General features: G+C 64.5%; 10 protein-coding genes and 2 pseudogenes. 8 read left to right on the forward strand and 4 right to left on the reverse strand.

Features of this window, described 5'->3' with window-relative positions:
* The 4 genes from ACYVKA_RS00675 to ACYVKA_RS00690 all read left to right on the forward strand — a co-directional run bounded on the left by ACYVKA_RS00675 (position 1) and on the right by ACYVKA_RS00690 (position 7,031).
* Entirely contained in the window at positions 1 to 1,095 is a 1,095-nt protein-coding gene (locus tag ACYVKA_RS00675) for a PDDEXK nuclease domain-containing protein (RefSeq protein ID WP_460702139.1), read from the forward strand.
* Between the two features lie 64 nt (positions 1,096 to 1,159).
* On the forward strand, positions 1,160 to 4,561 hold the full coding sequence (locus tag ACYVKA_RS00680) for a Swt1 family HEPN domain-containing protein (RefSeq protein ID WP_460702141.1): 3,402 nt from the start codon (positions 1,160 to 1,162) through the stop codon (positions 4,559 to 4,561).
* A gap of 8 nt (positions 4,562 to 4,569) precedes the next feature.
* Positions 4,570 to 5,961 (forward strand): Shedu immune nuclease family protein, encoded by a 1,392-nt coding sequence (locus tag ACYVKA_RS00685; RefSeq protein ID WP_460702143.1) that lies wholly within the window; start codon positions 4,570 to 4,572, stop codon positions 5,959 to 5,961.
* Positions 5,962 to 5,966: 5 nt separating this feature from the next.
* Positions 5,967 to 7,031: a DUF3644 domain-containing protein gene (locus ACYVKA_RS00690; protein ID WP_460702145.1), complete on the forward strand. Its 1,065-nt coding sequence runs from the start codon at positions 5,967 to 5,969 to the stop codon at positions 7,029 to 7,031.
* Between the two features lie 125 nt (positions 7,032 to 7,156).
* Here the strand turns inward: ACYVKA_RS00690 and ACYVKA_RS00695 are convergent, their stop codons facing one another.
* Positions 7,157 to 7,864, reverse strand: a complete 708-nt coding sequence (locus tag ACYVKA_RS00695; RefSeq protein WP_460702147.1) for a transposase family protein — start codon at positions 7,862 to 7,864, stop codon at positions 7,157 to 7,159.
* Between the two features lie 472 nt (positions 7,865 to 8,336).
* Here ACYVKA_RS00695 and ACYVKA_RS00700 point away from each other — a divergent pair.
* Positions 8,337 to 8,543 (forward strand): annotated as a pseudogene (locus tag ACYVKA_RS00700) (ISL3 family transposase); the annotation flags it as partial.
* Positions 8,544 to 8,573: 30 nt separating this feature from the next.
* Here ACYVKA_RS00700 and ACYVKA_RS00705 read toward each other — a convergent pair.
* Both ACYVKA_RS00705 and ACYVKA_RS00710 read right to left on the reverse strand, forming a co-directional pair.
* Positions 8,574 to 9,808 (reverse strand): IS3 family transposase gene (locus tag ACYVKA_RS00705; RefSeq protein WP_460702320.1). Its coding sequence is split into 2 segments (ribosomal slippage): positions 8,574 to 9,493 and positions 9,493 to 9,808, totalling 1,236 coding nucleotides; the frame shifts between segments, so codons are not numbered across the junction.
* An 80-nt stretch (positions 9,809 to 9,888) separates the two neighbouring features.
* Positions 9,889 to 10,394, reverse strand: a pseudogene (locus ACYVKA_RS00710) (DDE-type integrase/transposase/recombinase); the annotation flags it as partial.
* A gap of 556 nt (positions 10,395 to 10,950) precedes the next feature.
* Here ACYVKA_RS00710 and ACYVKA_RS00715 point away from each other — a divergent pair.
* Entirely contained in the window at positions 10,951 to 11,325 is a 375-nt protein-coding gene (locus ACYVKA_RS00715; protein WP_394274824.1) for a hypothetical protein, read from the forward strand.
* Positions 11,326 to 11,355: 30 nt separating this feature from the next.
* Here ACYVKA_RS00715 and ACYVKA_RS00720 read toward each other — a convergent pair whose 3' ends face one another.
* The gene (locus tag ACYVKA_RS00720; protein WP_460702322.1) at positions 11,356 to 12,081 is read right to left on the reverse strand and encodes a pirin family protein; all 726 of its coding nucleotides are present in this window, start codon (positions 12,079 to 12,081) and stop codon (positions 11,356 to 11,358) included.
* Between the two features lie 88 nt (positions 12,082 to 12,169).
* Between ACYVKA_RS00720 and efp the strand changes: the two genes are divergently transcribed.
* Both efp and nusB read left to right on the forward strand, forming a co-directional pair.
* Positions 12,170 to 12,733 carry an elongation factor P gene (efp, locus tag ACYVKA_RS00725; RefSeq protein ID WP_394274822.1) on the forward strand — a complete coding sequence of 188 codons (564 nt, stop codon included), beginning with the start codon at positions 12,170 to 12,172 and terminating at the stop codon, positions 12,731 to 12,733.
* Entirely contained in the window at positions 12,733 to 13,239 is a 507-nt protein-coding gene (nusB, locus tag ACYVKA_RS00730) for a transcription antitermination factor NusB (RefSeq protein WP_394274821.1), read from the forward strand. The genes efp and nusB overlap by 1 nt, the downstream gene beginning before the upstream one ends.
* Positions 13,240 to 13,312 lie beyond the last annotated feature (73 nt).

The following is a 13,312-nucleotide window of genomic DNA, read 5'->3' on the forward strand; positions in this document are numbered from 1 at the left end:
ATGGCTGGCGAGGCTACCGGGGGACCTGTTCCTGGCGCTGACCTTGCTCCGTTGCGTGCCGTCGCGCATGCTGCGGGAGCTGACGGTGGGGCGCTCGTTGATCGGGTCTCGCGGCTGATCGAGCAGACCCGCAGCTTCGTGGCCGCGCAGACCAACGCAGCGCTGACGCTGCGCAACTGGTACATCGGCCAGATGGTCCATGTTGAGGTGTTGGGTGAGCAGCGGGCCGCGTATGGGTCGAAGATTGTTGCCACACTGTCGCACCAGTTGACGAACCGCTACGGGGCGGGGTTCGACCGCACCAGTCTGAACCGGATGGTCAAGTTCTCCCAGATGTTCCCCGAGGACGAGATTGGTGCCACACTGTCGCACCAATTGAGTTGGTCGCACTTCAGGCTGCTCCTCCGGGTGGAGAACCCTGAGGCCCGCGAGTTCTACATCGAGCAGGCCGTCGCCGCACGTCTGAGCGTGCGAGCCCTCGACGAACTCATCGGCAGGCAGGGCTACGAACGCAAGGAGATCCCCAACACGCAGACCTCGGCCACATCGCCGGTGCCCGCTGACAGCTTCCGCGACCCCTACCTTCTGGACTTCCTCGGGCTCCGAGACGCCTACGCAGAGCGCGATCTGGAGGAAGCGATCGTCCACGATCTGGAGTCTTTCCTGCTCGAAGTGGGTAACGGTTGGGCCTTCGTGGCTCGTCAGAAGCGGATGACGATCGAGCATGACGACTTCTACCTGGACTTGCTGTTCTACTCGCGCCCGCTGAAGCGGCTGATCGCTGTCGAACTGAAGGTCGGGAAGTTCAAGGCCAGCCACAAGGGTCAGATGGAACTCTATCTGAAGTGGCTCGATCGGTACGAGAGGCGCGAGGGTGAGGAGACCCCCATCGGCCTGGTCCTGTGCACCGAGACCAGCCGGGAGCAGATCGAGCTGCTGGAGATGCACAAAGACGGGATCGTCGTCGCGGAGTATTGGACCGCGCTGCCGCCGAAGGTCGAGCTTCAGGCGCGCATCCACGCGATCTACCAGGAGGCGCAGGAGCGCGTCGCGCGACGACGACTCGCAGCGACAGACGATGACAGTGATGAGTAGCAGGGATTGGCCGTTGTGGGGAGTGCCCTCGATGGTCGTAGGTAACGGGTCATAGGAGACAGCGATGGCGATGAACAACCGAGATCGAGTGGGCAAGGCGTTCGACCTGCTCTCCGAGGGGCTCCTGGACGAGGTCGATGAGGTCATGACGCAGGCATACAAGACCGCTGACTGGCCGGCCGCGTGGGCGAAGGAGGACGCCCAGCGCCGGGGCGGGCCGCTGCGCACACTGACCAAGCATGACGTGCAGGTGCAGCTCCGCGCGATCACCGAGCAGGGCTATCACTTCAAGGACGTGCTCTCCCGCGCCCAGCAAGGCTTCGCATCCGAGCTGCGCGAGACCCGGAACCTGTGGGCGCACAACGAGCCCTTCAGCTCCGATGACGCATCGCGTGCGCTCGACACGATTGAGCGTCTGCTGCACGCGGTCGGTGCGGTCGATTCCGCCGAGGACGTACGGAAGCTGCGCGTCGATCTACAGCGCACGGTGTTCGAGGACCAGACCCGCAAGCAGGTCAAGCGCACGAAGGTGTCACTCGAACCTGGCTCCGGGCTGCGTCCGTGGCGTGAGGTGATCCGGCCGCACGATGACGTGGCGCGCGGCGCGTTCACCGCGTCGGAGTTCGCGGCCGACCTGCACCTGGTGCACACCGGGCAGGCGACGAGCCCGGAGTACGGCGATCCGGTCGAGTTCTTCACTCGCACCTATCTCACCGAGGGGCTGCGTGACCTGCTGTCGCGCGCACTTCGCCGCCTGAACGGCGAAGCAGGTGCCAGCCCAGTGGTGAACCTTCAAACCAACTTCGGCGGCGGCAAGACCCACTCGATGCTGGCGCTGTACCACCTGTTCAGCGGCACTCCGGTCAAGGACTTCCCGCAGGAGCTTCAGGAACTCATCGCCGCGAACGGCAACCCCGACCTCGGCGCGCTCGATGTCCGACGGGTCGCGCTCGTCGGCACCTACCTGAAGGCCGGCTCGCCGATCATCAAGGACGACGGTACCGAGGTTCGCACGCTCTGGGGTGAACTGGCCTGGCAGCTCGGCGGGCGTAAAGCCTACGACCTGATCGCCGAGGACGATCGCGCTGGCACCAACCCCGGTGAAGCGTTGCGCACTCTGATCGTGCGCTACTCACCATCGCTGATCCTGATCGACGAGTGGGTGGCGTACGCGCGCCAGCTCGTCACGGACAAGGAACTCCCGTCCGGCTCATTTGAGACGCAGTTCACCTTCGCGCAGTCCCTGACCGAGATCGTGCGCTCCGTGCCTGGCGTGATGCTCGTGGTCTCGATCCCGGCATCCGACACGGGCACCGAAGGGCGCGGCAGCGACATCGAGATTGGTGGCGCGAACGGCCAGCTCGCTCTCGAACGACTCCAGAACGTGATCCGCCGTGTCGCTGACCAGTGGCGGCCGTCGAGCAAGGACGAGTCGTTCGAGATCGTTCGCCGCCGGCTGTTCCAGGCTCCGAACGCCGAAGGGCTTACGACCATCTCGGCCGTGGCGCGCAGTTTCACGAACCTGTACCGGAGTAACACAGCGCTGTTTCCGCGCGATGCGGCGTCGCCGAACGACGAGTACGAGAAGCGCATCCGCGCGTCCTACCCTCTGCACCCCGAACTGCTGGATCGCTTGTATGAGGACTGGTCGACGCTGGAGCGGTTCCAGCGCACCCGTGGTGTTCTGAAGCTCGTCTCGTCGATCGTGCACGAGCTGTGGGCATCGAACGACACGTCGCCATTGATCCTGCCCGGCAATGTGCCGCTGGATGCGACGACGGTGAACACGGACCTGACGCAGTACCTCGAAGACCAGTGGAAGCCGATCATCGACTCCGACATCGACGGCCCCGGATCGACCGCGCAGCAGATCGACTTGGACCGTCCGAATCTCGGCCAGCGGTTCATCACCCAGCGCATCGCGCGCACGATCTTCATGGGCGCGGCGCCCAGGATCAAGAGCACCCGTAAAGGGCTCGACAAGCAGTATCTCTGGCTCGGCACCGCAGTTCCCGGTGACACGCTCGGGAACTTCGGCAGCGCCGTCGAACTACTCGCACAGCGCTCGACCTACTTCTACGAGGAGCAAGGCCACTACTGGTTCGACACTCAGCCCTCGGTCACCAAGACTGCGAACGACTATGCCGAGCGTCTCCGCGAGGATGTCGAGATGGTCTGGAACGAGATCACCCGCCGCCTCCAAGGAGAGGAGCGCGTCCGTGGCGTGTTTGACCGGGTCCACATCGCCCCGTCGTCCTCCGCCGACATCCCCGATCTTGAAGACACGCGCTTGGTGATCGCCCACCCGCGTCACGCTCGGCGCAAGCAGGACGGCGCCGACTCGGCTGCGCACGCCTGGGTTCGCGACGCTATCGAGAGCAAGGGTGCGAGTCAGCGTATCCACCGCAACACGCTGATCTTCCTGATGGCGGACAAGAGCGAGTTGGAGAGCCTCGAAGCCGCGACCCGCAGCTACCTCGGCTGGAAGCGAGTCCAGGCGACCAGCGACAGCCTCAACCTGTCGGCACAGCAGCGCAAGCAGACCGACGACTGGGTCTCCCGGCTCGATCAGACCATCTCCGACCGTATCCGCGACACCTTCGTGTGGGCGGTCTACCCTGAGCAGTTCGACCCGACCAAGCCGTTCGAACTTGTCGCCGACAGGGTGCCCGACTCCGGCGGACGCTCGCTGGCCGAGCGCGTCAGCGCCAAGCTCGGGCGCGAGGATCAGCTCGTCACCGACTTCGGCGCCCCGATTCTCGGGGCCACCCTGCACCACGAGCTCGGCGCGCTGTGGCGCGACGCGGGCGAGATCACCGTCGGCGAGCTGTGGGGCTACTTCACCAGATACATCTACATGCCGCGTCTCGTGCGACGCGAAGTGCTCGATAACGCCATCGAGCAGTCGCTCTCAGCAGTGCTCGTCGACAACGAACGGTTCGCTATCGCATCAGGCAAGGATGCCGAGACCGGTCGCTACCGTAGCCTGCTCGTGGCACCGAACCCGAACACACGGATTCAGGTCACCGACAGCACCCTGCTCATCGAAACCGAGCGCGCCCAGAAGCAGGCCGAGGCTGACCGGATCGCAGCTATACGTGAGGCTGCGATGAACGCCTCCACAGCTGACGGCGACTCCGCTCCCGTCGGGCCGGTTGACTTCGTGTGGACGGGTAGCTCGTCCGCCGAGGGCGATGAGCCGTCCGAGGCCGAGTCTGCGCTGGAGGCAGTCCTTGCCCGGTTCTTCGGATCGGTGAAGATCGACTCCGACCGTTACGCCCGCGACATCGGCAACGTGACCCGCGAGGTGATCGACCGCCTTGCAGGGGCGGGTGCGCGGCTCGACATCACCATCGACATCCAGGCCACCAAGCCCGGGGGCTTCGACGAATCCGAAGTCCGCACCATCGGCGAGAACGCCCGCGTCCTCAAGTTCGACCCCAGCTCCGGCTTCGAGAAGAGCTGAGGGTAGCGGTGGCGCGATTCGGAAACGATCAGACGAACATCGGTCGCCTCGATGTCCGCACGGTGGACGAAGGTGGTCGAGTTGAGGCCTTCTTCGTTCCGACCGAGCTACCACATGAAGAGTCGTCGGCACACCGGCGCTTGGCTGAAGGTGTGAAGCTCGTGGAGTTCGACGCCACTACGGGCATCCTGAAGATTCACCCCATCAACACCCTCTCAAACCACAGCGAGTACCTTGGCCCGAAGTACGAGCAGGTGCGGACCCTTTCCCTGGAAACGTCGTTGCTGGATGAGTATTTCGAGGGATCCGACCTGGAGTCAATCTTTGAGACGCTGCCGCCCGGATTCGTCAAGGACTTCGCCTACGGGCTCGGGTTGCTCAAGGACTGCAATCGGCTGATTCGGTTGATCGAGACCAACACTCCCTGCACGGAGATCATCTTCACTGATGGCAACAATGCCGCAATCAACGGGACAGGGTTCCACCTCGGCCTATCGCGGTTCGCCGCGATCTGGGCCGAGATCGCTCGGATCAATGACCGGGGAAATCGTGCGGCGGGTCGAGTGAAGGACGTATTCGTACACAACAACCTCGCCGCGACACTTGGTCTCGCCAGCGCGGACTTCTCGCTTGGGCGGCACCCGGACTCGCGCGTGATCGCGAAGGCCGCCGACGGGATCGAAGAACTCAGTAGCGTTGAACGTGATGCTTTGGTCGAAGCGGTTGCGTTCGAGTCGGCAGCGATAGCAGCTGGATCACCCCAGAAGTTTCAGCAGCTCAAGCGCGACATCGAGCTCGTCAGCCTTGATCGCCTCATCGAGGCGTACGCAGAGGCACTGGAACAGGGCAAGGCTGAGCCCTACTGGCAAGCCTTCTTCGATGACAACGCCTTTGCGCTGCAACAGGTCTTCGGGGCCCCAATGGTAAGTGTGCGTTCTGGAGCGAACGTAGGCGGTCGGGGACTCTCTGGAAGCGGCGACAAGATCGCTGACTACCTGTTCAAGAACTCGCTCACGAACAACGTTGCTCTGGTGGAGATCAAGAAGCCGGGCACGCAGCTGCTGGAAGCGCGTGAGTACCGGCAGGGTGTATTCGGTCCATCGAAGGAGCTCAACGGCGCAGTCTCCCAGGTACTCGATCAGGCGTACAACCTGACGAAGAACCTCACCGGCCTGAAGGAAAGCTCGCGTCAATGGGACTTGGAGTCCTACGCGGTCTCCTGCTTCGTGGTTGCCGGACGGACACCATCGGCCAGCGATCCTGCAAGGCAGAAGTCGTTCGAGTTGTATCGCGCGAACTCCCGCAGCGTGACGATCGTGACCTACGACGAGATTCTTGAGCGACTGAGACTGCTTCGCGACTTCCTTACGCCGGCCTCGCCCACGGCCGAGGAGTTCTGATCGAGATGGCACGCCCACCTGCATGGAGGCACACGCTTGACGAGGCCCGGCGACAGGCGCTTGTCGCGATCGACTTCTACAACCGTCCCGGTGATCGACGCAGCTTCAGTGACTTCATCGTCCACATCCACCTCGCGTGGCAGAACCTACTTCACGCTGACCGCATGCGCCGCAAGGCCGAGATTTTCTACCGCGAATCGGGCGGTCGACGCATCTTCAAGCGAAACCCGGATGGCTCCAAGAAGACCTGGGACCTGAGCCAGTGCCTGAAGCACGAGTTCAAGGACAACGACCCGATCAGAGCAAACGTCGAGTTCTTTGTCGGACTGCGAAACCACGTCGAACACCGCTTCCAGGATTCTGTACTGGTGGCGACCGCAGCCGAAGCGCACGCTTGCATCATCAACTTCGAGGCAGAACTGGTCCGAAGGTTTGGCTCCCGTGAGACGCTTGGCTCCGAACTGAAGTTCCCCGTCTTCGTGCAGTCCCTCAGCCCGTCGAGATACGAGGAGCAACGCAACCTCCGACGTGGACTGCCCGCTACCGTCTCGAACTTCATCACCGAGTTCCAAGTCGGCCTGCCGGAGGACATCCGAAGCGATGAGCGATTCGCCTACCGACTCCTCTTGCTTCCGATGAAGGGGCCAAAGACGGAGGCGGACCTCGCACTCAACTTCGTTCGCCAGGACGACCTTAGCGAGGAAGAGCTTCAGGCACTCCTGGGGCAAGACGGCAGCGTGATCGTGGCGGAGAAGTACCGAGAGGCGATCCACGGTGACGAGATGCTCCCCAAGGCGGCCGCGGCAGCCGTGGAGGAGCGCATCGCTTTCAAGTTCAGCGTCAATGACTTCACGGTTGTCCGAAAAGCCTGGCAGATCGGCCCGGCGAAGAGTGGTGACAAGGAGCAGCTGTCGAAATCGGACGGCTACTGCCTCTACTCGCCCGCCTTTAAGCAGTTCGTCTATCGCCCGAAACTCGTGGACCGGATGGCCGAAGCCGTGGATACCGCAGAGAAGTACCAAGCCCTGCTACGCCGTCCACCCACCGCGAAACAGCCCGCACAGGAGTAAGGAATCCAACGGCCGCTTCGTGTGCGGGAGGAGATTCATCAGTCCTGCGTACTCCGAGTCTTCGCCCATACCGTCCCTCGGTGGACCGCGTACCGCCGCGCGAGTGCGTGCACACTGAGGTTTTCTCACCAGGCTCCTCGCATGTGAGTAGCGATCACGAGGGCTGAGCGGACGATGGCGGTGATTCGCCAGGGGTCGAGGGTGACCTTCTGGAGGGCCTTGAAGCGTTTGAGGATGGCGTTGGCTCGTTCGGCTGGGGCGCGGAGTTGGGTGATGAGTCGGTTGCGGGCGAGGGTGTCGGGTGCCAGGTGGTGGCCCTTGATGGGGTGGCAGATGCCGATCCCGGCTCCTTGGTAGCCCTTGTCGGTCAACGTTTTCAGCCCTTGGGCTGCGGCTGGGTAGAGCGCGGGGAGGACGTGTTGGCGGGCGGCGGTGAGGTCGTGGGTCGAGCCCGGGGACACTGGCGAGGTCCAGATCGGGAAACCGGAGCTGTCGGTGAGGACTTGGACGTTGCCGCCGTGACGGTGGTGTTTTGCTGAGTACCAGGCATCGGTGGTTTTCCCTTGTCCGGCGGGGGTGTGGACGGCGGTGGTGGCAATCAGGGTGCCGTCGAGGCAGAGGAACGCCGCGCCGTGGGCATGTTGTTCGTCGAGGACCTCGTGCAGGTCGGGTGCGCGCTCAGCGACCACGTCCAATGCCTCGTGGAGGTAGCGGTAGCAGGTGGCCTGCGACAGGCCATGGTCACGCGCCAAGCGGTGGATGGGGGTCGCATCACACATCCAGCGGCAGAGCAGGATCGCTTGGGTCCAGCAGGTGGCGGCTNAGGACAGCATGCGGGCTCGGATTCTGGTCGACGATGGGTGTCTTGGCAGAAACCGATCCTGCACCACCCGACCCGCATGCACCCACCCGAGTCGACCATCACCCCTTGCCAGAGCATCACTGCCGATGTTCTACAGGCAGCCCTGATGAGAAAACCTCACTGATTCCTTGCGCGCGGGCTGTTCGCATAGCATCCACTTCCTCGTCCGTCAGACGTGTTCGAGGTCGTTTACTTGGTTCCGCTGACGCGCCGATCAATGGGTCGTCCGGCTCTCGGGTAGGGTCATCTGTGCCGACAGGCCCTTGATTCCACGCGGAAACCAGCTTCTCAATCCGTGGTCGCCTGTTCCCGCAACGTTCCATTGAGGTTTTCTGGCTCTTCACAGATGAGGGTGTAGTTCGGTAGCGGGCCCCGGGTGGTGACAGGGATCGAGGTCCTTGGATGATGGAAGTTCTCACACAGCCATCGCCAAAGACCTCGACATGGACAACGTTACCTTTACCACCCCTGATCTGACCACGTTCTGCCAGCTTGACGACCTCGGTCTGAGAGTCGTCGGCCAGTACCTGACCGGCGAGCGCGCTGTCTTGTCGTGTCGCCCGATCGAGCCCGATGACTGGTGCCACCGCTGCGGCTGCCACGGCCGGGTCCGTGACAGCGTGGTCCGCGAGCTGGCGCATGGGGCCTTCGCCCCGGATCGTGGACACGGTGGTGATTGATTACGCTGCGACTGTGAGCGTAGCGGCCCGGCGGTCCTCGTAAGTGTTCAGGGACAGGTAGCCGCACCAGGAATGGCGACGGCGAGTGTTGTAACGGGTGACCCAGCGAAAGACCTGACGGCGACACAACTGCGGCCCAGCGAACGTGGCCTGCCCGGCGAGGAGTTCGCGTTGGAGGGTGGCGTTGAACGACTCGGCCAGACTGTTGTCGGAGCTCGTCCCCACGGCCCCCATCGACTGGGTCACCCCGAGACCCTTGCAGAGCTTGGCGTAGGCCTTCGACGTGTAGACCGACCCATGGTCACTGTGAAAGGTCGCACCCCGGAGACTGCCCCGCTCGGCATGGGCGGCTTTCAGCGCGTCTTCGACCAGTTCGGTGCGCATGTGGTCCGCGACCGCCCAACCGGCCAGCTTGCGGGAGTAACAGTCGATCACGGTGGCCAGGTACAGGTTCCCGCCACCAGCCAGTGGCAGGTAGGTGATGTCACCGACGTAACGCTGGTTCGGCTTCTCGGCGGTGAAATCCCGCTGCAACAGGTCCGGAAACTTCTCATCGGCCGGTTCCGGGACAGTGGTGCGAACCCTGCGACGCAGCCGGATCCCCGCCAGCTGGTGGGCACGCATCACCCTGGCGACGCGCTTGTGGTTGACACGATCCTCGCGGGCGGCGCCGTCGTTCAGTTCGACGGTCACCCGCGGTGCTCCGTAGGCCGGGTCCCCACCAGCTTTCGGGTCCTGCACGGCGCGGATCCGTGCAGCCAGGACAGCGTCGTCCTCGGCGCGCTGCTGGCGGGCCGGGCCGGCTTTCTGCCAGGCATAGAACGCCGAGCGGGACAGCTCCAACACCTGGCACAACCGCTTCACCTGGTAGGTGGTCTGGTAGTCCGCGACGAACCAGAAGCGGTTGGCCAGCTCGTCTCCCCGGCGAAATACTGGGCCGCCTTGCGCAGGATGTCGCGCTCGGTCTCCACCCTGGCCTTGTCCGCCCGCAACCGGGCATTCTCAGCCTCCAGCCGGGCGATCCGAGTCGCCGTCGACTCACCAACAGTGGGTTTGACGGTGACGGGCTCCTCGCCAGATCTCACGCCGTTGCCCAAGTCCTTGACCCACAACGACAGGGTCCCGCGGGAGACTCCCAGCTCCCCAGCGATCTGCTTCAACGTCGCGCCGGGCGTGGTCTCGTACAAGTCAACGGCTTGCTGACGAAACTCCATCGAGTAGTTCTTCCTGGCCATGATCCTGATCATCTCGCTTCCTCCAGCCCATGCTGGATTCCACGTGTCCACAACCCGGGGTCAAGCCTCTTGTCACCGGCGGCGCCGACTCGGCCCGTGGACCCGACAAGGCCGTTTGCTCTGATCGTCTCCACACATCGCCGGGCTCGAAATTGCGATCCCCTGTCCGAGTGAACCCGACACCACGCCACGCTCGTCTTCCCGCCGCGGCGGACCACGGCCATCTGCAACGCGTCGACCGAGAGCTGTGATGTCATGCGCAAGTCGATCGAATAGCCCATGATCCGGTTGTAGAACACATCCTTAACCGCGCATCGGCGAGGAACCGATACCCAAGACTCCGGATCGTCTCGATGCGCGTCCAGCACGGCGTTCGCGGCATGCGCATCAGACCATTCCCGGTCACTGACGGGATCGGTGAGCCACTGGTAGTAGGCCTGTCTCGAGAACCCCAGGACACGGCACGTCAGCTTCACCGGCACCCCGTCGCCGGCCAGCTCGGTGACGACGGGGAAGGTCATTTTGGGGACTGACCCAGCTTCAGGTTCGCCTGCGATAGATAGGTGGCAGCGCGACGCAAGACCTCGATTTCCATCTCGATCTCCCGGTTGCGCCGCTTGAGGGCCTCCAGTTCCTCGTTCTTGGCCCTCGTGACACCGGGCGGATCCCGGCCTCGACATCGCCCTGGGCGAGCCAGCGGCGCAGGCAGGACTCGGTGATCCCGAAGTTCTTCGCGACCTGGGTAACCGGGATCTCGCCCTTGCGGGTGACCGCGACCACGTCCTCACGGAACTCACGGGGACAAGCAGCAGGGCATGACAACATCCTTCCAGCAGCACCAGGGGTCACAGATCAGTTGTCAACCAAACTCAGAGCAGACCCGGCTTAGGATACCCGTTGTGCTGGCCGCGGCTGGCGTCTCCAGCGGTATGTCCCGCGCCGTCGAGCAGGTCCGTCTGGTGTGCTCGCGCGATCTGAATCGCCGGTGGGGCAAGTCTCGACAAGCCTCCTGCTAGGTCCACAACAGACGAAGGCGCCGGGAATCCCGGGGCCTTCGTCGTGTCCGCGCAGCAGTCCTCCCTCTCCATCGCCTGCAGCGAAAGCACTTCGGCCCAGGCGTTCTGCGCTGGCAGGCTGGAGGCATGGCTATCAAGGACAATGACGCGACCGAGCTGCACGACGAGAACGGCCAGATCGACGACCTGGACCGTGACCTCGACGGCACCGAGGACCCGGAGCACCTCGACGAGATGGCCGACGCCAACCGTCCCTACGGCGAGGTGACCGCCCAGGACCTGGGCACCCAGGACCTGGTGGACGACGGCGCCGATGCCGCCAGCGCCAGCATCAGTGACGACGAGGTCGTCGAGCACCGCGTCGCTGGCGTCGTGCCCGTCGACGAGGAGATCGTCTTCGACGAGCCCCGCAGCAGCGAGTCCCTGGAGGACCGCATCCAGCAGGAGGTCCCGGACCCGGCCACGGACATCGTGCCGCCGGACGCCGGGCGTCGCGCCTGACCCACGGCGCCCCGCGGCACGGGGAAGGGCTCAGGCCTCGCCGGCGCGCCACCACGGGGGAGCGGGGGCCTCGATCGTCGGCAGTGGCGAGTCCACCTGGCCGAAGCGGCCCTCCCGCTCGCGGTCGCGCCAGGCACGATAGGCCTCGTCGATCTCCTGGCGGTTGCGGGCGACGAAGTTCCACCACATCGAGATCTGTTCAGCCATGGGAGTGCCGCCGATCAGCACCAGGCGGGCCGGCTCGATGGTTTCGATGCGCACCTCGCCGCCCAGCACCACCAGGACGGTCGCCTCCCCGGTCTGGCGGCCGTCGGCGCGCAGGTCGAGCCGGGGCAGTTCGGTGAGGTGCTCGAAGGCGGCGCCACCACGACGGGTTTGTTCCGGCAGCGCCACCCACAGCTGGATGCCCTCCAGACGGCCGCGATAGTGGCCGGTGGCCTCCTCTGGATGGGTGACGCCATCGCCAGAGGTCATCCGGTTGAGCTGTTCGGGACGCACCACCTGCTCCGAGCCGAGGCTGTCTCGGTGGAGCACCTGGCCGTCGAGCAACCAGGTGACGGTCTGCAGGCCGATGTGCGGGTGCGGGCCAACGTCGATGCTTGCACCCTCGGTGACGTCGGCGGGCCCCATGTGGTCGGCGAAGCACCGGTGCCCGACCGTGCGAAGTCCCGACGGGGCAGGGCCCGGCGGATTGCCACCCTGGCCAGCTGGGTGGAGTGCGCGTCGCTGATCTCCATCTCCACGCGCATCGCCCAGGTCCGTGCGTCATCCGCGGCAGGGATGGGACCGGGTGGGTTAGACTGACCTGCCGAAGTTCGGCAGAGGTCTTTCGAAAGGCAAGTACGTGGTCTCCACCAATGATCTGAAGAATGGCATGGTGCTCGACCTGGACGGCCAGCTCTGGCAGGTCACCTGGTTCCAGCACCACAAGCCCGGCAAGGGCAACACCGTCGTGCGGTCGAAGCTGAAGCACGTCCTGAGCGGCAAGGTCGTCGACAAGACCTTCAATTCCGACACCAAGGTGGACACCGCCACCGTCGACCGTCGTGACATGCAGTACCTGTACAAGGACGGCGACGACTTCGTCTTCATGGACAACACCTCCTACGAGCAGATGACCATCCCGGCTGCCGTCGTCGGTGAGGCGGCGGACTACCTGCTGGAGAACACGGTCGCGACCGTCGCCATCCACGAGGAGAACCCGCTCTACATCGACATGCCCGCCAGCGTCGAGCTCGAGGTCACCTACACCGAGCCCGGCCTGCAGGGTGACCGCTCCACCGGTGGCACCAAGCCCGCCACCCTGGAGACCGGCAAGCAGGTCAACGTCCCGCTGTTCATCACCACCGGCGAGAAGATCAAGGTCGACACCCGCACCGGCGAGTACCTCTCGCGCGTGTCCAACTGATGAGTCCAGTCTCCAGGGACGAGGAGTTGGTCGGGGAGCCCGTGCCCGGGCGCCCCGACCTGCTCAAGATCAGCCGCGAGCCCGTTCCCGTGGTGCCCGACCCGCGCCACAGCAGCCGCACCAAGGCACGCAAACAGGCCCTCGACATCTTGTTCGAGGCCGAGCTGCGTGACCGCGACCTGCTGGTGACACTCGACGAGCACATCGTCGTGGGCAATCCCGCGGTGCGGGAGTTCGCGCGGGAGATCGTGCGTGGCATCGACGAGCACATGGGTGAGGTGGACCAGCGCATCGCCGAGGCCTGCAGCGCCGAGTGGACGATGGAGCGCATGCCCCGCGTCGACCGCAACCTGTGCCGCATCGCCGTGTGGGAGATCGACCACTCCGAGACCGCCGACGAGGCGGTCATCGCCGAGGCAGTCGCCCTGGCCACGGAGTTCTCCACCGACGACTCCGCGAGCTTCGTCAACGGGCTGCTGGCCCAGGTGGTGCGCACCAAGCACTGACGCCTTCCAGCACGCTCCACCAGTGCCCGTCGCGAACCATTCGTGGCGGGCACCGGTGGTCCGGGGCAGCCAG

Source organism: Luteococcus sediminum (assembly GCF_054783495.1).